The following is an 18,638-nucleotide window of genomic DNA, read 5'->3' on the forward strand; positions in this document are numbered from 1 at the left end:
AACTCGAGGGGCCGAGCGACTCAGATCAGTCCGGGTACCGGCGTTTCGGATGATTGAACCGGCCTCGATCAGACCATTCATCTGTGAACATTCATTCATCTGTGACTATTCATCTGCGGCTTTCCGGCACCAGTTCTGCGTCGTCGCTGGCCAGATCGCGCAGAGCCGCGATGGCATCGGCGAGAAGGGCCTGCTGAGGATGCCCGGGATCGCTGATGGCATGGATATAACGAGTCGGAACGGGATCGGCCAAGGGAACGACCGCCACCCCGGCGGGCAGCGGATCAATTCCGAGGCGGGGAAGAACCGTCACACCCAGTCCGCGGCTGACCATATGCAGAGCCGTGGGGAAACTGTGGGCCTCGTGCTTGAAGTGGACCGGGACCCCTGCTCGCGCGCATGCGTCGAAGAGGATCGTCCGGCATGGGCCGCCCCCGGTGTCGTTGTCGATCCATGGCAGCTGGGCGAGGTCGCTGAGGGAAATCGAGTCTGCTGCGGCCATTGGGTGGTCTTCGGGTACTGCTGCAACGTACGGATCTTCGATGAGGAAGCTGCTGTCGACCCCGGAGGGAAGGCTGAGCTCCGGGGATTCGGCGATCATGACCTGGATGTCGGATTCGAGTTCGGTCCATGGTCCTTCGGCGAGGTTGAGCTGAACGGCAGTATGGGGATAACGGTGCTCGAGGTAGGCGACAAGCTCGGGAAGCCAACGAGTGCCTGCCGAAGCGAAGTATGCGATCGAGAGCCGATCGACGCGGCTCTCCTGCAGCTCAGAGATTCGCTGCTGCAAACGGCTCGTCGATTCGAGCACGGCGTCAATGTCAGCGAGGATGGCCGAACCGGTATCCGTCAAGCCCAGTCTGCGCCCACGTCTCGTGAAGAGAGTGAGGCCGGTCTGCTTCTCGAGAAGCTTGAGATGATGGCTGACGGCAGACGGCGACAGGCCGAGGTGCTGAGCGGCCGACCGCACTGAACCCGTGACCGCGACGGACTTGAATGACTGGAGATGCGACACCGAGTGCATTCTCGGATCGTATTGAGAGCGCGCACAGTTGTGCAATAGTGTGCGCTTTTCATGGACAGTCGCAGACGGAATGATCGAGGTTATGAGACACAATCCTGACGCCGACCGTCCAACAGAGCGAATGAATCGAATTGAACGGCGACCGTCCCTGAGTGACAGGATTCCTGCGTTGCCGTGGATCGCCGCATTGCTCACCATGGTGTTCTGGGCGTCGTCATTCGTCGTCATCCGCGATGCCGCTGCTCATTTCAGCCCGGGCGCGATGGCGCTGCTGCGCTGCATCGCGGCAGCCGTGGTCCTCTCACTCTGGATGGTCTTCCGCAGGCCCCGCATCCCCTCGTCGCCGAGAGTATGGTTCATCGTCGCACTCTGGGGAGTGGCGTGGTTCGCCGCCTACGTCGTCGTCCTCAATGCCGCTGAGCATTCGATCGATGCTGGGACCGCCTCGATGATCGTCAACATCGCCCCGCTCATCATCGAGGTTTTCGCCGGCATCGTCCTCGGTGAGGGGCTGCCGTGGCGTCTGCTCGTCGGCATCTTCGTCTCCCTGGCGGGAATCGTGCTCATCACGGTCGCGAGCTTCACCGGAGTCTTCACCATCGGCGGTCTTGTGCTGAGCCTTTCAGCGGCGCTCCTCTACGCCGCGTGCGTGCTCCTGCAGAAGCACTTCCTCTCCGGCGAGGATTCGGTGACCGTGACGTGGTTGGGCATTCTCGCCGGCACCCTCGCCTGCCTGATCTTCACCCCGAGCCTCCTCACCGAGGTCGCCGCAGCCCCCATCGACATCACTCTCCAAGTGATCTACCTGGGCATTGTGCCCACGGCCATCGCGTTCAACCTGTGGGGTTATGCGATCCGCGTGCTCCCTGCCGGCCTGCTGAGTTCGTCGAGTCTGCTCGTGCCGGCGATCGTCGTCGTCCTTGCCTGGATTGTTCTCGCCGAGGTTCCGCCGCCCCTGGCAGCAGTCGGCGGCGTCCTCTGCCTGGTCGGCGCCGGCTGCGCTATCGGTCCGCAGATTCTCAGATCGGTGCAGTCGGTCCGGTCGCCGGGTGCTCAGCCCTCGGCCTTGCCCTGTCGCCAGTAGCCCATGAACGCGACCTGTTTGCGGTCGACGCCGACCTCCTGCACAAGGTAGCGGCGCAGTCGTTTGACCGGTCCGGCCTCGCCGGCGATCCACGCATAGAACGGGCGGGAGCCGCGCTCGGTGTCACTCGAACTGCTCTGCGCAGCCTGTGTGAGCCGGGTAGGCGTGTCCCAGAGGATCTCCTCGTCGATGTCGACATCCTCGAGTTCGACTCCGCCTCCTGCGGACACCGACGCCCCCACCTCGGCGAGGGCCTTGTTCTCTGCACGCACGGCCTCCCGCACTGCCGGCTCGAGAAGCGCGCCGAAGTCCGCGTCGCCGCGCGGCAGCCATTCGACCTCGAAGCCCTCGGGCGCCGTGAGATCGAGAATGTCGTCAGCGCTCGGAACCTCGATGACAGCCCTGCCGCTGACGGTCGCGTCCTTGAGGGAATCGAGGATCGAGGCGATGGCCGGGACAGCGGTCTCGTCACCGGCGAGCAGGATCTGATCGGCGTCGCCGCAGTCGAACTCGATGCCGCCGTACGCGCCCTGGTGGTGACGGGACGGCCCGATGATGTGCAGTCGGTGGCCGATCTCAGCGTTCTTGGCCCAGGTCGCCGCCGGACCCGAATGGCCGTCGTCATCGATGTGGAGCACCATGTCGACGACGAGTTCTCGGGCATCGCTGCGCCACTCGCGGACGGTGTACGTGCGCATCGCTCCGCGGACATCCTCATCGACCTGCAGCCACGCCTGGTACCACGGGTTCCCGGCCTCGACCTGCTCGGCGAAGAAACCGAGGAGGTCGAACTCCGGAGCGCTCAGTCCGCCCGGCGGGATGATGAGCTTGAACCGCAGATCACGCGGGTGCCCGTCGGTGCCGAAATCCGCCAAGTCGTCGCCGCCGAAGGTGATGCGGCGGAATGAGGGGCTCAGGTCCTCGATGCCGATGACGGTGGCCTCGAAAGCGCCGATGGATGCTCGTGACACGTGTTCTCCTCTGCCTCCTGCACAGGCAGGAGCGATCCGGCTGGTACTCGACGAGCATAACATCTTTGTTAGGTTAGCCTCTCCACAATGATGCTACGGTGATCTCGTTCCCGTTCCCTCTCGAAAGGTCGTCATGCGCCGACGTCAGCTCCTGGCTCTCACCGCTCTCGCTCCGCTCGCCCTCGTCGCCTGCTCCACCGAGGCATCCGAGTCCGGGACCGCTCAATCGTCCGCCAAGAACTTCTCGTACTCGCCCGCCGGCTACGACGGCGTCACCGTCTCACTCGACAGACCAGCTGAGCGCATCGCGATGGACTTCTACTCCGCGGCCGCGCTCGCGCCGTACGGCATCACACCCGTCGCGGTCTTCGGATTCGGGCAGAACGAGTCCCCGGGGAAGTCGTTCGACACCACAGGCGTCGAGATCGTCGGCACCGACATGGAGCTCGACACCGAGGCGCTGGCCGCGACAAGGCCCGACATCGTCGTCGCCTACGGCAACGAGACCGGCGACGGCTGGACCTGGTGGGATGACAAGCTCAGGGAGCAGGTCACCTCGCTCGTCCCATTCGTCCCGATCAAGCTCCAGGACCAGACGCCCGACGACATGTTCGGCCAGTACGCCGCCGTCGCCCAGGCGATCGGTGCAGACACCGACTCCGCGGAGATCACCGCACAGCGCCGCGACTTCGATGCGGCACGGCAGCGCATCCGCGACGTCACCGCCGACAAGGACTGGCTCACGGTGCTCCTCGCGAACTTCAATGCCGACATCATCTACACCGCGAAGGACCTCGGCATCGCCCGGATGCTCGCCGACGACGGCGTGACCCTCGTGGGACCCGACCCCGGCGCCGACAGCTCGTGGGCCGAGGTCTCGTGGGAGAAGATCAGCGATTACTCCGCCGATGTCCTCCTCGTCCACGACGCCTCGGCCGACTTCGAGACGAATCCGATCTACCTCAGCCTGCCGACGGTCAAGGCCGGGCAGACCGGCACCTGGGATGACAAGCGCGCCTTCACCTACGACGGGTATGCGGCATGGCTCAACGATCTCGCCGAGGTGCTCGACCGAGCCGAGGACATCGACAAGAACTGATCCGGCTGAGCTCAGGACCGGAGCTGGCCGGGGCCGAGAACGATGAGAATCGGATGTGATCCCGACCGGAAGCGATCCCGACCGGTGTCATCGATGCGCTCCCTCCCGCAGCGACCGACCATGATGAGTGTCGAGCATTCCGGCAGCAACGAGTCGTCCTAGAAGTCGTAGCCGTCGCTGATGGTGATGACGACCTTTCCGTCGACGATCTCAGCGACGCCGTCGACGGAGAAGATCACCGTGTCATCGAATGCCCCGCCGTCGTCGAAGAACGAGTCGTAGCTGCCCGTCACCAGCGCCTCACCCTCGGAGACCGTCGTGATCGCCCACGACGGGCCGCCGTTGGGTCCGGCCCCCATTCCGCCGTCGTAGTAGTACGGATCGGACGACGGGTCGGACACCGTGACGGTCGGATACGACGAGATCGACCACTTGAGATCCGTGGCATCGAAGCTCTCGGCGCTGTACGAGCCGAACGGGCAGCCGTCGGGCTGAGCCACGGTCTTCTTCGCGCAGCTGTCGACGAGCGTCTTGACCTGCTTGTCGACCTCGCTGCGGAACGCGTCCGTCGGCTCCGGTGCGAGCAGCGCGGGATCGCCCCCATCGAGGTCCTGGTCCTCGACGCTGCCGCCGAAGAAGGTGCGGGCCTCGATCGGATCCGCAGAGACGAGATCGCTCTTCTCCGCCAACCCGACGGTGTAGAGGGCGGGGAACGCCGGCAGGGAGAGCGCCGAGTCGGTCGTGTCGACGTCGATCCCGTTGACCTTGACCGTGCTCAGCCCCGGCGTGTCCACCGTCAGGGGCGCGAGCTCCGGCGACTGCAGCGTCCACTCGTCGAAGAAGACCGCGGTCTTGCCCGACTTCACCAGCGAGAACTCGGTCGTGCTCTTGCTCCCGCCGAGGTCGAACGTCGCCGACACGAGCGCCTGATCATCGGCGACATCGGCATCGGCGACCGAGATGTCGGTCGGCAGTGCCTTGGCGCCGCCGAGGATGTCGTTCGTCAGCAGCTGCCGCTGCTCGGCGGGCACGTCGACATCGGCGATCTCGAGAGCACCTTCAGCGTCACCGTCGGCGAGGCGCTGCAGATACTTCTCGACGGTGGCCTCCGGGCCGAACATTCCGCCGTTGACCTGCGTGACGACGATCAGACCCGCCACGAGGACGAGGACCGCCGCGCCGCTGATCACTCCGACGAGCGTCGCCTTCCTGCGGTTGAAGGGCTTGGCCGGCGGGGCCGCGGGATATCCGGCCGGAGGAACGGACGGCGGGGCCGCACTGCTGTTCCACTGCTGGGCGGTCGGCTGCTGACTCGATGCCGACGCAGCGTTCCCTGTCGTATAGGGGCCCGCCGCTGCCGTGTAGGGCGCAGACGAGTAGGGCGCAGACGCCTCCTGTCCCACGGTGGGACGGCCGGGGGAGGACCCTGCGATGGGGTGGGCAGGGGACTCCCCTGCCGGTTGTGATCCCGACGCCGAGGTGGTCGGCGCGGCGGACTGCGCATCTCCGGGATTGCTGCCACCGGACCCCGGGCCGCCCGCGGATCCGACGTATCCAGCCGATGCGACCGGGCCAGCAGATCCGGCGGAATCGGACGGGGCGACAGAACCGGAATGACCGGCTGGGCTGGACGTGCCGGCAGTTCCCGGGGAAGCCGCGCCCGACTGTCCGGGCGCACCCGCGTCACCGCCCGGCGCCGCGTACCCGGGTGCCACCGGTGGCGGCGGGGGCGGAGTCGATCCGCCGGCGACGGCATCGGGGTGGATGAGCGGATAGCGCGGTTCGCTCATCCCGAGGGCGTGTCCCCAGTGCGGATGAATCGCGCGCCCGGCGAGGAACTTCGCGACTCCGGGCATCGTCAGCGCCAGCCTCGGCCCGAGGGTGCGCGAGACCACCTCGATGAGACCGCCCCAGAGAGCGAAGATGAGGAACGACCAGGCCAGCACGCCGATGCCGGCCTCAGCCGCGCCCATGCCGCCGAACACCTCCGTCGCCTGTGCCGAGCCCTGCACAGCCGCGCGCAGAGGCAGCGCGAGAACCGAGAGCAGCCCCCACACCACGGCGAATGCGAGGGGGATCCGCCATGCGGTGCTCCACTGCCGGGGATCGGGGCCCTGCGCGGTCCAGTACGGACGCCGCGTGACCGTGGCGACGAGGGAGGCCGCGAGCACCGCGAGGACGACCGCGATCAGCCCCAGCCACAGCTGCCCCGGCACATCGTCGCTGAAGATCGTCAGCGTCTCCGAGAAGCCTCCGGACTCCATGCCGAACACGCCGGTCATCGAGGCGGTGAGGCCGCCGAGGTGGACGAGCAGTGTGAGGACGAGGCCCATGTTGACGAAGGTCAGGGGGACGAGCTGCCCGGGAAGGTCGAGCCCGAGAGGCAGGACGAAGAGGGCGACGACGGACATGATCGCGACCATGACGATGAGGTGGATCCAGGCGACGAGCGCGGCGGGGACGACCCAGCGGAGGAATCGCGCTCCGACCGCCTCGGTGCCCTTGAAATGACCGGCGATGCGACCCCACATGCTCACGGCGATGACGACGAGGAGTGGAAGGAAGAACGATCGCGGGGTGACCGCGGAGAACTCGAGGGTGGCGCCCTGACTGCCTTCCATGAGCGAGTAGCGGGCGGCGAAGATGAGCTGGAGGACGAAGAGCACGGCGGTGAAGGCGAGGGCCGAGATGCCGATGCGGATCCAGGTCGACCCCCGATTGGGGGAGGGGGAACGCAGCTCGCTCCACCGGGTGAACCACCACAGCGTGCCGAGGACGACTGCGGTGATGATGAGCGGGGCGCCGGAGAGGATGATGTCTCCACTGGCCGCGGCGAATCCGTCGGATTGGAACTCGAACCGCACGGCCGCCGAGCCGAACAGTGCCAGGGCGAGGAGGACGAAGGGGAGCGCGTAGCCGATCTTGTCGGTGCTCATGCCCGTGTACTCGGTGAATGAGTCGAGGTCGGACATCGAACCGGCGATCGCGGCAAGGATGATCGCAACGACGATGCCCGCGGCGAGGGCGATTCCCGGCGGGAGGAGGATCGCCCGCCACGTCGCACCCTGGGAGAGCGGAGCGGTGTAGCGCGATGACGGTCTCGGAGCACCGAGGTGGCTCTGACCGGGATAGGGCGAGCCCTGCTGGGCGTACGGCAGGCCCGGCTGCGGAGAGGGCTGGCCCGGGTAGGGCGAGCCCTGGTTTGGGTACGGCGAGCCCTGCTGGGCAGCGGGCTGGTTCTGCTGGGCGTACGGCTGGCCCGGTTGCGGAGAGGGCTGGCCCGGGTAGGGCGATCCAGCCGGTGAGCTTGCTGAGTCCGCCGCAGTTGAGGCGCCGTCGGCTGCACCCGACACCGGAGGCTGTGTTCCGGGTCGCTGAGGCTGTGTGCCCGGTGTGGGAGCTTGCACTCCTGGCGTCGTCGACGGCGTGTCCGGTGACGCATAGGGATCGGCGGCCTGCTTCGTTGCAGCGCCGGAATCGGCTCCGGCTGCGGAGGCCGCCGCTGCGGCCTCCGGAGAGAAGCGCGGATACTGCGCCGTCGCCTCGGTGGAGTCAGGAGCGGAATTGGTCGGTGGAGCTCCCGGCTTCACAGGGACGTCCGCCTCGCCGCCGAGGTCATCGGTTCCGGAGGCCGTGTCAGTGTCCGCGGCATTCGGCGAGTCAGCGGCAGGCCTGGCAGTTGCATCAGGCGTGGCAGAGGCGCTCGCCCTGCCGCCCTCTGGTGACTGGGCGGCCGGGGCTTCGTTGGTCGACTTCGCTGTGCCCGTGCCATTGACCTGGCTGGCCGCCGTCGTGTCAGCAGTGCCCTTGACCCCGTCGGTCGGCTTCGCTGCCCTGTCGGCACTGACCTTGTCGGCCCATTTTGCCGCGCCGGTTCCCTTGGCACCTTTGGTCGACTTCGCCGGTTCTGTGTCCTTGGTGCCGTCGGCAGTCTTCTTCTCCCCGGTGCCCTTGACCTCGCCGGTTCCCTTGGCCCTCCCGGTGCCCTTGGCGGCAGAGGCGGAGCCGGGCTTGCTGTTCGAGTCCTCGGGGGTCGGGCGACGGTCGGACTCGTCGTCGTGCCCGGATGGGGGAGATGTGGGCGTTCTGCTCATGGGGAGTCCTCCGACTGCTCTCGCACACCGGTCGCTGCAGTGCGCTTGACGTGGCCGCTGGTCTGACTGCGGTTTCCCTGCAGATCGATGTTTCCACCGATCCATTCAGTTGTAGTGATGCCCTTATATTAGGCTGAGAATGGCGATTGAAGTTTCCGAGAAGAGAACTTTTCGACCGACAAGTGATCTGGAGCTGCCGATGAGCACGAAACCGCCCCAGGGCAACGGCGACGAATGGCCGCGCGATGATTCGGCGGGCAGCGCTCGAGCGGAGAATCCTCGTGCCGACAATGCGTGGAACCAGAACGGCGACTCGGGATGGGGTCGGCAGTCCGACACCGGCTGGGGTCACGGCGCCAACACCGGAAGCGCTGACGCCGGACGCACCGACATCGGTTGGGGCCAGAGCGCCGATACGGGCTGGGGCCGCGGCGGCGGGGAACCGAACACGCCCTACATCGCCGAGCAGAACCCCGCGCGGCCCCCGCGCTCGCAGTCCGCGGCGACCGGAACACCAGGAGCCCCGCCCGCGAACGCGGCAACGCCGCCGTCCAACGCTGCGGCCTGGCCCGGAACTCCACCCGGCGCAACATTCCCGCAGCCACCGCCGAGTCCACCGGGCCCGAACCAGCCGCCGCCCGGAAACATCCCCGCCGGCGCCGCACCCGCCGGTCAGCCGCCTCGGCGCAGCAAGGGACTCATCGCCGCCGTCGTCGTGCTCGCGGTCATCGCCGCGGCCGCGATCGGATTCGGCGCCATGATGTTCCTCAACCGGGACGGTGACGAGGACTCCACTGTCGCAGCGACGACGGCACCGGCCGGCGAGGACGCCTCGACGGCTCCGAGCGCCGGGCCGAGCGAGGACGCTGCACCGAGCGACGATCCGGAGTCGTCCCCCACGCTTCCCGCCGACCCGAAGCAGGCGCTCGACCAGATCGTCACCACGGATCGGAAGACCGTCATCGCCGACCTCGACGGCAAATGGGTGCCCCAGCTGAGCTCGAAGAAAGTCGGACTCGAAGCGGAGGGGAAGACGTGGGAGCCGAAGGACATTCTCGCCGAGCACGAGCAGATGCGAAAGGAATATCCGCGCGTACAACTGGTGTGGTCGGGGGATTTCGCGAGTTTCAAAGAAGATGATTTCTGGGTGACGATCGTCGGCATCGGCTATGACGATCCCGAGGACGCGCTGTCGTGGTGTTCGTCCAACGGTCTCGGTCCCGACAACTGCTACGCGAAGCAGCTGAATACCTCAGGAGGGTATGAGGGCACGACGCGTCTGCAGGACTGAGGAACCACCTCGGCCGAGGCCCCGCCGGTCCGACGCGGAACCCGGACTAAAATCGGACCATGACTTTCTGGTGGCAAGAGCTGAGAACCAACCTTGCCCGATCCTTCGATGACCGCTCTGACCAGCGGTGGAACCATGCGATCGCGACGATGCCGGTGTCCGATCGGGCCGCTGAGATGTTCCGCGAGGTCGAGGACGAATTCCTCATCACCGGAGCCGACACGCCGAGGTGGGACGACCCTCACCGCAATCCCGACTTCGAATGGGGCAGGGTCAACGGCCCCGACGATCAGGCCGACGTCACCGACCACGCGAAGTTCGACATCGTCCACGCCCGGGCCCGCGCATGGATCAACGTCCTGCGCCGGCGGGGAGGCAGCGCACGGGAGACCGCCGACGTCGACTGGGCGACCGATGATCCGTTCCTCGCATCCGCCGATCACGCCGAGGTGCTCACCAGCGGAGTCCCCGACAACCCCGAACTCGTCATCGGCTTCAACGACTACGTCCCCGATGACCACGGCGTCGACCTCGTCGCGAACGTCGTCATCGCCCTCGGCGATCCCGCGGTGTCCCTGGCCCGCGTGCCCGACTGCGGCTGCGACTTCTGCGACTACGGCTCCGACGTCCTCCTCCAGCAGCTCGACAGCCTCATCTTCTCGATCGTCGACGGCTCCGTCGAGGCGCAGTCCGGCGGACAGTACTCCGGCTACCGCACCTCGTTCGACGCGGCCGGAGAGCTCTCCGGCGACGCCGCGCACAAACCCGCGAAGCACCGGGCGCGCCCGTGGTTCGACGACTGGTCACCGCGTCCCATGCAGGACTGGGCCTGAGTTCGGGCTCACCCCGCCGAGGCGGTTCACCCCGCCGAGGCGGTTCACCCCGCCGAGGCGGCTGATGCCTCCTCGGTGAGCCTCGCGGCCACCGCGAGATCCTCCCACGACATCCCCGACCCCTTGAAGATCAGCGTCCGATCGTCGTCGACGACGACCTCGCCGGTGCTCAGCTGCTTCATCGTGATGAGAGTCTCCGCGTCGAGTGCGCCGTCGGTGATCGCGAGCACGACGTCCCCGCATTCGCGCAGCGCGGTGCCGACATCCTCGACGACGACCGCCGAGCGGGAGAACAGCGACGCCGGCAGCTCCCTGGCGTGCGGGTCGTGCGAACCGCACGCCATGACGATCGCACCCTCACGGACGAGGTCACCGTCGAAGAGCGGGCTGCTCGCCGTCGTCGCCGTGACGACGATGTCGGCCTCCCGCAGGGCGGCGTTCGCCTCGGCGGTGGTCGCTGCGATGACACGCCCGCGCTCACGGACCCCGGCGGTGACACGGTCGGGATGCCGGACGACGAACGCGACATCGGCGAGATCGACGTCGAGGACCTCGCGCAGGGTGTCGACGTGTCCGACGCCCTGCGGGCCCGCCCCGAAGACGACGACGCGCACGGGACCGGTGAACCGGGACAGCGCCGGTTCGACCGCCGCCACCGACACCGCCGGCGTGCGCAGGGTCGTCAGCGCCGCACCGTCGATGACCGTGCGCAGCTGCAGCGTTTCGGCCGCATACATGAGGTACTGCCCCTGGATGCGCGGCAGGCCGTGGTCGGGATTGTCGACCGAGACGCCGACGAGCTTGACCCCGACCCATGCGCCGAGCTCGGAGGGCATGAAGATCATGTTGCCGGCGCTGATGTCGGCGATCGTGCGCGGAATGTCATCGGCCGGATCGAAATCCCCGGCCAGTGCCTCGCGGAGGGCGGCGACCGCCTCGGCGGGGGTGAGGGCCGCGACCACCGCGTCGGCGTCGAGGTAGGTCACATCGTTCATCGTCACGTCCTTCCTCACTGCGGACCCCTCGCGCTGCGACGGTGCTGCGGGCCATCGGGTGTGCGGACATCCGACGGAGCGGAGCACCGGGTGGCAGGGGCGGTCACCACCAGGCTAGGTGATGCCGACCACAGGGCGAAGCACTGTCCGTGAGTCGGGCCGCACTGTCGTGCCGGCCGCCATCGCAGAGTCGCACCCCGGGTGCCGCGCGTGAGCATTGAGCGATGGATCCTCACGTCGTGCGTCGGGCGACGGCGTCAGCCGCCTCGGTGAGGACAGTGAGCGCTGCGGCGATGAGCGGCTGCCCCGCCGACCCGCTGCGGATCCCGGTGAGGATCTTCCGGGCCGGGACGGGATCCCCGCGCAGCGGCACGCGCACGGCGTCATAGCCCTCGGGCAGGTGAGCGAGGCGGGGGACGAGCGCGACGCCGAGCGAGGCCGAGACGAGCGCGGCGCCCGTCTCCCATTCATGGGACTCATGGGCGACCTCGGGGACGAAGCCCGCGGCGGCGCAGGCGGTGCGCACGAGGCGGTGGTAGGGCGTGCCGGGCCGATCGAGGATCCACTTCTCCTCGGCCGCCTCGCCGAGAGCCACCGACTCGCGTCCGGCGAGGCGATGATGGCCGGGGACGAGGAGATCGAGACGGTCGGTGAAGAGCGCGGACTGCTCGAACCGGGCATCGCTGCGCGGCGGCAGCGGATCGGTCGCGACGACGACGGCGATGTCGGCCTGGTCGGCGAGGAGCAGGTCGAAGCACTCCTGCGGATCGGCTTCGATGATCCGCGCCCCGGCACCGGGATGCGACGCCATGATGCGCTCGGCGGTGAGCGGCAGCAGGCTCGCCGCGGCCGTCGAGAAGCCGCACAGCCGCAGGACCCGCTGGCTGACGGCGTGCCCTGCCTCAGAGAGCTCCCCGCGGATCTCCTCCCACCGGGTGAACAGCTCCTGCGTGCGCTCGAGGAGCAGGTGACCGGCCGGCGTGAGCACGAGGGTGCGGCCGTGCTGTTCGAGCACGGTGACTCCGAGGTCCTTCGACAGGGTTCTCAGCTGGTGCGAGATCGCCGAGGGAGTGAAGCCGAGGCGCTCGGCGGCAGCCGTGACGGTGCCGACCTCGGCGAGGACGCGGAGGACGTGGAGGCGACGATCGATCATGCAATATTCTTTCACGACCATCCGCGAAATGATTCGCTTTTCTTCGTCTTCTGCCGCCTCGACACTGGAGTCACAGCGAGATGTCGGATGCTCGGCAGACGCCTCACCGCCAGCCGCAGGGGGCCGCCGGCCGCATCCCCGGCGGTACAGGGGACGCCGACCGCTGAGGCGGCCGATCCCCGGTGTGGTGGAGCGTCGGCGGAGGCGATCACCCGACTGGCCGAGGCGAGCACGATGCGGCAGAAGGTGAAAGGCAGGTGCAGAGATGACGATGGCTCCGCGGACCCGGTCCGCAACGGCTGCCCCGACCGACCACGTCGCCGCGCCCGCCCACCCCGGTGGGCCAGGCCCCCACCCCGGAGGGCCGGCTGCCCAATTCAGCAGTTCGGTCTCCGACCTCAGCGCACCGCCCGCCGACCTCAGCGCACCGGGCGCGCTCGACCGGCTCATCGACGAGCGTCGCCCCGGCTGGTCCCTCGAGGCCCCGTTCTACACCAGCCCCGAGTTCTTCGCCCGCGACGTCGAAGCGATCTTCGCCTCGACGTGGATCTTCGTCGGCACCGTCGCCGAGGTGCCCGAACCCGGCGACTACGTGACGATCGACGTGGGCACGTACTCGGTCATCATCATCCGCGACGACGATGACGCGATCCGGGCCCACCACAATGTCTGCCGCCACCGCGGCACCCGGCTGCTCAACGACCTGTCCGGGTCGGTGGGCAACATCGTCTGCAGCTACCACCAGTGGACCTACACCCCCGGCGGCGAGCTCATCTCCGCCGGTGTGCAGGCACCGGGCTTCGACCCCGCGTGCTTCTCCCTGCGTCCGGTCAATGTCCGAATCATCGCGGGACTGATCTTCATCTGCCTCGGACCGCCCCCGGACGACATCGCCGAGGTCGCCGACGTCATCGCCCCCTACATCGCACCCCACGACATCGCCGGGGCGAAGGTCGCAGCCCAGGTCGACCTCATCGAGGACTCGAACTGGAAGCTCGTCATGGAGAACAACCGCGAGTGCTACCACTGCGAAGCCGGCCACCCGGAGCTCACCTGCACCTTCTTCCCCACCTACGGATACGCCGCCGACGAGATCCCGGCCCGGCTGCAACCCGCCTACCAGCGCTTCCTCGATGCCGAGCGCCGACTCCACGACAACTGCGACCGCAACGGCGTGCCTTACGCCCTCGTCGAAGACCTCAGCGGACGCCCCACCGGATTCCGCATCGAACGGGCAGCCCTCGACGGGAAGGGTGAGTCGTACACGATGGACGGATCGGCCGCCTCGGCGAAGCTGCTCGGCGACCTCGACACCTTCACCCTCGGACGCGCCTCCCTCCACATCCAGCCGAACATGTGGTTCCACGCGATGGGCGATCACATCGTCACCTTCAGCCTCGTCCCCCTCGCCGCGGATCGGACGCTCGTGCGCACGACGTGGCTCGTCGACGCCGAGGCGGTCGAGGGCGTCGACTACGACCTGGAGAACCTCACGACGGTGTGGATGAAGACGAACGAACAGGACGCGACGTTCTGCGAGCGCGGGCAGCTCGGGGTGTCGTCCCCGGCGTACCTGCCGGGACCCTACGCCCCCACCGAGGCGCACCTCGACGAGTTCTGCACGTGGTACATCGAGAGGCTCACGGCACACCGGGAGAGGATGGACGGGCGATGAGATACATCCGGTCACCGTTTCCCATCGAGGCAGGCCCGCGGCCAGGGGCGGCGGCGAGCAAGGCGACGTTCCGCGTGCCGGCGCGGGGTGCGGGTGCGGCGGTCCCCGCATCCTCGGCCGCCACGGCAGCCACAGCTGCCGTCGCAGTGAGCGGCGTGCTGACGGCAACGGTGCCGTCCGCGACGATGGCCGGTGAGGCCGAGGGGATCACCGGTCTCGCCGAATGCGTCGGGATCACCCGGGTCACCCACGACATCATCACGATCGAACTCCGCGCACCGTGGCTGGCCTCCGCAGACTTCGAACCCGGGCAGTACCTCACGGTGCGCGTGCCCGAGCTCGGTCTCGAGCGCTGCTACTCGATCTCCTCGGCGCCGTTCGGCACGAACACGTTCACCCTCACCGTCAAGCGCGTGCCCGGCGGTGCGGTCTCGACGCATCTCCACGACGTTCTCCGCATCGGCGACACCCTCCACGTCGACGGCCCCTACGGCCTCTTCAGCACCAGCTTCCACCCTGCTGACAAGCACCTCTTCGTCTGTGCGGGCTCGGGGACCACCCCGATCATGTCGATGATCCGCGCACTCCTGGCCAACCAGTTGCCGGATCCCGTCGACATCGTCCTCATCCACAGCGCCTCGACGCCTGAGGACATCGTCTTCCGGACCGAGCTCGACCAGCTCGCCACCGTCCCCGGAGTCCGCGTCGTCGCGCACTGCTCCCGGGACGCGGCCGAGGAGAGATGGACGGGCCCGCGCGGGCGGATCGGCCGGGAGATCCTCGCCGAGGCGGCCCCCGATGCCTGCGATCGCGAGACCTTCGTGTGCGGCCCGGCTCCGTACATGGACACCGTTCGCCCGCTTCTCGCCGCGGTGGGTGCCCGGAGAGTGCACGAGGAGTCGTTCGTCTTCGGCACCGCGCCCGCAGACCGGGTGGCCAGGCACCGGGCCGAGCAGTCGGTCGTCCCGGTGCCTGGCGCGACGTTCGCGATCGACTTCGCGTCGAACGGCACGCGGGTCGCCTGCGATGCCGCCACCACCGTCCTCGAGGCCGCTGCCGCCGCCGGCCTGCCCGTCCCTTCGTCGTGCGGAGCGGGAATGTGCGGGACGTGCAAGTCGACACTCGTCAGCGGCGAGGTCGACATGCGCCACTCCGGGGGGATCCGTCCGAAGGAGATCGCCGCCGGCAGGTTCCTGCCGTGCTGCTCGACGCCGCTCAGCGACCTCGTCATCGAGCGGTGATCAGCGCAGCACGAATCCCGGTACGAGATCGTCCCGCGGGTCGACCTCGAAGGTGCACGTCGCGACCCGGTGTGCGGTGCCCGTGACGAGCGGGACGACACTGTCGGCAGAGGCCCAGCCGTTTCCACTGTCCCCGAGACCGTCAGCGCCCCCAGTGCCCACTCTGTCCCCGTGGTCGTCACTGCCCTCGAGTTCGGCGAGGACCCTGGCCCGGAACCGCGTGCCGACGATCGATTCGTGGAGCAGCGTCTGCCCCGAGTCGAGTTCGCCCGTCGCGCTCAGCGCCGCGATGCGCGCGGCCGTGCCCGACCCGCAGGGCGAGCGGTCGACCTGACCGTCGGCGAAGACCGTGACATTGCGCTGCCAGACCTCACCATCGACGCTGGTGCCGAGCCGGTTGACGATGATCGTCCCGTAGACACCGCTGAGGCGGTCATCGCTCGGGTGCGCGGTGGCCGGATGCCCGGCGAGAGCGGCCTTGACCTCCCTCCCGAGGGCGATGAGCTCGCCGAGGCGGTCCGGCTCGACCGCGATCCCCAACGCGTCCCCGTCGACGAGTGCGTAGAGCGCCCCGCCCCATGCGAGATCGACGGCGGCCTCTCCCCGTGCTGTCGTCACCGGGAGGCCGGTGGCGACGAGGCGGCTCGGCACATTGACGAAGTCGACCGAGGTGACCCCGCCCGTCTCGTCCGTGTGCACCGCCGCCCGGACCCTGCCCGAGGGGACGTCGATGACGACCTCGGTGATCCCGGAATCGTCGGCCTGAATGAGTCCCGACTCGACCGCCCAGACGCCCAGAGCCATCGTGCCGTGCCCGCACGCGGTGGAGAATCCGTCCTTGTGCCAGAAGAGCACGCCGAAGTCGGCGCCGTCGTCTTCGGGTGGGACGAGGAAGCCGCCGTACATATCGGCGTGCCCGCGCGGTTCGAAGCAGAGGAGCTGCCGCAGCCCGTCGACCTCGGCCGAGCGGGTCGCGAATGCCCGCCGGTCGGCGACGGTGGTCCCGGGGATGTCGACCGGGGGCTCCGGGACGATCCGGAACGGCTCACCGGCCGTGTGATAGTCGACCGTCGTCACGGTGCCCATGTCGCGCGGCCCTCCCCGGTGGTCGTCCGTCCTGCTCATCGACCCACCCCCATCCCGACCCGCAGGCCCTCGAGCACGGCGGCATGGACGTTGCGGGAGGCGACCGCGTCACCGATCCGGTAGAGCGCGAACGAGCCGGTCGCCTCGGCGGATGGATCCGGCTGCGGCTGCCCGCGCACCCACGCATCGAGGTCGATCTCCCCGCGATTGGACGCCCGGTCGCGCAGCTCGAGGTAGATCTCATCGTTGGGCAGCGTCCCGTGATCGACGACGACGGCATCCGTCTCGATCTCCGTTTCGAGGTCCGAGTATTCGCTGGTGAGGACCGCTCGCACCCCGGTGCCGTGCGGCTGCGTCGTCGTCAGGCGCTCGCCGAGGCGGACCTCGACCCCGCATTCGGAGAACGTCCGCAGGTAGGCCGGGGAGTTCATCGACCCGACGTCGATGCCGATCGTCCGCTCCGGGCTGACATAGGTGACGTGCTGGCCGGCGCGGGCGAGCCGTTCGACGGCGTCGAGGGCCGGGTACGCCCCGTGGTCGTCGAAGACGATGACGCGCTGTCGACCGCGGAGGTGATCGTCCATGACGTCCCACACGTCGAACGCGGCGAGGTCACCGGAGTCGGGGATGCCGCCGGTCGCGACGATGACGACGTCGGGGGCGAGCGCCAGTACCGCCTCGGCGTCGGCATAGGTGTTGAGGCGCAGATCGACGCCGTGCTTGCGGCACTGCTCGACCCGCCAGTCGACGATCCCGATGAGGTCGCGACGACGCTCGGACCGGGCGGCGATGCGGACCTGACCGCCGGGCGCGGAATCGGCTTCGAGCAGGGTGACCCGATGCCCGCGGACCGCGGCGACGCGGGCGGCCTCGAGGCCGGCGGGACCGGCGCCGACGATGACGACGTGCTTCGCCTCGGCGACGGAATCCGCGGGCACCTCCTGCGGCAGATCCGCCTCGCGGCCGGTCGCGGGATTGTGGATGCACGTCGCCGATCCGGACGTGTAGATGCTGTCGAGGCACATGTTCGCGCCCACGCACGGGCGGATGTCGTCCTCGCGGTGCTCGGTGATCTTGGCGACGAGGTAGGGGTCGGCCAGCTGTGCCCGGGTCATCCCGACGAGGTCGAGGCAGCCGTCCTCGATCGCGTAGCGCGCGGTCGGGACGTCGGCAATGCGGGCGGCGTGGAGGACGGGGATGTCGATGGCCTTGCGGATCCGGCGGCACGTCTCGAGCCACGGTGCCGAGGGCGTGCCCATCCCGGGGATCGCCTCGGCGAGGACCCGATCGGAGGAGATCGTGCCGACGTTGAGATTGAGGAATCCGAGGCCGTGGGCGGCGTAGGTCTCGAGCACATCGGTCGCCCGGTCCTCGCGCATGCCGTCGTCGCGGAGTTCGTCGACGGCCATCCGGATGCCCACGAGGAAGCCCGCGGGCACGGCGGCGGTGACGGCGTCGATGACGCGCAGCGGGAAGCGCATGAGCGCGTCGAGGTCGCCGCCCCACTCGTCGCTGCGCTCGTTGAGCCAGGACGCGAGGAAGGAGTCGAGGAGGTGACCGGCGTGCATGATCTCGAGGCCGTCGAACCCGGCAGCGGCGACCCGGGCGGCCGCGGCCGCGAAGTCGGCGACGATGCGGTCCATGTCGAAGTCCTCGAGGGCCTTCGTGAACGACCGGTGCGCGGCCTCCCTGGTCCGTGACGGCGAGACGAGCGGCAGCCAGTCCCCGGCGAAGTTCGACGAGCGCATCCCCAGATGCGTCGCCTGGATCATCACCGCGGCACCCTCGGCGTGGCAGTCCTCGGCGATCGCGCGCAGCCAGGGGATCACCTCGTCGGTCGTCAGGTCGATGTTGCCGAACGCGGCCGGCGAGTCCTTCGACACGATCGCGGACCCGCCGATCATCGTCAGCCCGACACCGCCGCGCGCCTTCTCCCGGTGGTAGAGGCGGTAGCGGTCCGTCGGCATGCCGTTCTCGGTGTAGGCGGGCTCGTGCGAGGTCGAGACGATGCGGTTGCGCAGGGTGAGTCCGCCGAGGTCGTACGGCTGGAGCAGCGGGTCGTCCATTCCTCCTCCATCGCAGGAACGGGTTC

13 protein-coding genes are annotated in these 18,638 nt (G+C 68.5%); 6 read left to right on the forward strand and 7 right to left on the reverse strand.

Annotated elements, in window-relative coordinates:
• Positions 1–109: 109 nt before the first annotated feature.
• Positions 110–1,024: a LysR family transcriptional regulator gene (locus J9315_RS00435; RefSeq protein ID WP_198500023.1), complete on the reverse strand. Its 915-nt coding sequence runs from the start codon at positions 1,022–1,024 to the stop codon at positions 110–112.
• Positions 1,025–1,211: 187 nt separating this feature from the next.
• On the opposite strand from J9315_RS00435, the gene J9315_RS00440 reads away from it, so the two are divergent.
• Positions 1,212–2,108 carry a DMT family transporter gene (locus J9315_RS00440; protein ID WP_344259005.1) on the forward strand — a complete coding sequence of 299 codons (897 nt, stop codon included), beginning with the start codon at positions 1,212–1,214 and terminating at the stop codon, positions 2,106–2,108.
• Here the strand turns inward: J9315_RS00440 and J9315_RS00445 are convergent.
• Complete coding sequence (locus J9315_RS00445) at positions 2,078–3,079, reverse strand: siderophore-interacting protein (protein ID WP_232623769.1); 1,002 nt, start codon at positions 3,077–3,079, stop codon at positions 2,078–2,080. The genes J9315_RS00440 and J9315_RS00445 overlap by 31 nt on opposite strands.
• A gap of 133 nt (positions 3,080–3,212) precedes the next feature.
• Between J9315_RS00445 and J9315_RS00450 the strand changes: the two genes are divergently transcribed.
• Positions 3,213–4,178, forward strand: a complete 966-nt coding sequence (locus tag J9315_RS00450; RefSeq protein WP_198500020.1) for an ABC transporter substrate-binding protein — start codon at positions 3,213–3,215, stop codon at positions 4,176–4,178.
• A 158-nt stretch (positions 4,179–4,336) separates the two neighbouring features.
• Here the strand turns inward: J9315_RS00450 and J9315_RS00455 are convergent, their stop codons facing one another.
• Positions 4,337–8,272 carry a hypothetical protein gene (locus tag J9315_RS00455; RefSeq protein ID WP_249120974.1) on the reverse strand — a complete coding sequence of 1,312 codons (3,936 nt, stop codon included), beginning with the start codon at positions 8,270–8,272 and terminating at the stop codon, positions 4,337–4,339.
• Positions 8,273–8,471: 199 nt separating this feature from the next.
• Between J9315_RS00455 and J9315_RS17355 the strand changes: the two genes are divergently transcribed.
• Together J9315_RS17355 and J9315_RS00465 are read left to right on the forward strand one after the other, a co-directional pair.
• Entirely contained in the window at positions 8,472–9,563 is a 1,092-nt protein-coding gene (locus tag J9315_RS17355) for a hypothetical protein (RefSeq protein WP_232623767.1), read from the forward strand.
• A gap of 59 nt (positions 9,564–9,622) precedes the next feature.
• A complete protein-coding gene (locus J9315_RS00465; protein ID WP_198500019.1) occupies positions 9,623–10,396 on the forward strand; it encodes a DUF6226 family protein in 774 nt (257 codons plus the stop codon).
• A 44-nt stretch (positions 10,397–10,440) separates the two neighbouring features.
• Here J9315_RS00465 and J9315_RS00470 read toward each other — a convergent pair whose 3' ends face one another.
• Complete coding sequence (locus J9315_RS00470) at positions 10,441–11,391, reverse strand: ornithine cyclodeaminase family protein (protein ID WP_198500018.1); 951 nt, start codon at positions 11,389–11,391, stop codon at positions 10,441–10,443.
• Between the two features lie 232 nt (positions 11,392–11,623).
• Positions 11,624–12,544: a LysR family transcriptional regulator gene (locus tag J9315_RS00475; RefSeq protein ID WP_198500017.1), complete on the reverse strand. Its 921-nt coding sequence runs from the start codon at positions 12,542–12,544 to the stop codon at positions 11,624–11,626.
• A 265-nt stretch (positions 12,545–12,809) separates the two neighbouring features.
• On the opposite strand from J9315_RS00475, the gene J9315_RS00480 reads away from it, so the two are divergent.
• Both J9315_RS00480 and J9315_RS00485 read left to right on the forward strand, forming a co-directional pair.
• On the forward strand, positions 12,810–14,219 hold the full coding sequence (locus tag J9315_RS00480; protein WP_232623766.1) for an aromatic ring-hydroxylating dioxygenase subunit alpha: 1,410 nt from the start codon (positions 12,810–12,812) through the stop codon (positions 14,217–14,219).
• Positions 14,216–15,460: a hybrid-cluster NAD(P)-dependent oxidoreductase gene (locus tag J9315_RS00485; protein WP_232623765.1), complete on the forward strand. Its 1,245-nt coding sequence runs from the start codon at positions 14,216–14,218 to the stop codon at positions 15,458–15,460. The genes J9315_RS00480 and J9315_RS00485 overlap by 4 nt, the downstream gene beginning before the upstream one ends.
• Here the strand turns inward: J9315_RS00485 and J9315_RS00490 are convergent, their stop codons facing one another.
• Entirely contained in the window at positions 15,461–16,585 is a 1,125-nt protein-coding gene (locus J9315_RS00490) for a proline racemase family protein (RefSeq protein WP_232623764.1), read from the reverse strand.
• On the reverse strand, positions 16,582–18,612 hold the full coding sequence (locus J9315_RS00495) for an FAD-dependent oxidoreductase (RefSeq protein ID WP_198500016.1): 2,031 nt from the start codon (positions 18,610–18,612) through the stop codon (positions 16,582–16,584). The genes J9315_RS00490 and J9315_RS00495 overlap by 4 nt, the downstream gene beginning before the upstream one ends.
• Positions 18,613–18,638: the final 26 nt, after the last annotated feature.

The sequence above is a fragment of the Brevibacterium sp. W7.2 genome, assembly GCF_018137945.1.
Taxonomy (GTDB): domain Bacteria; phylum Actinomycetota; class Actinomycetes; order Actinomycetales; family Brevibacteriaceae; genus Brevibacterium; species Brevibacterium sanguinis.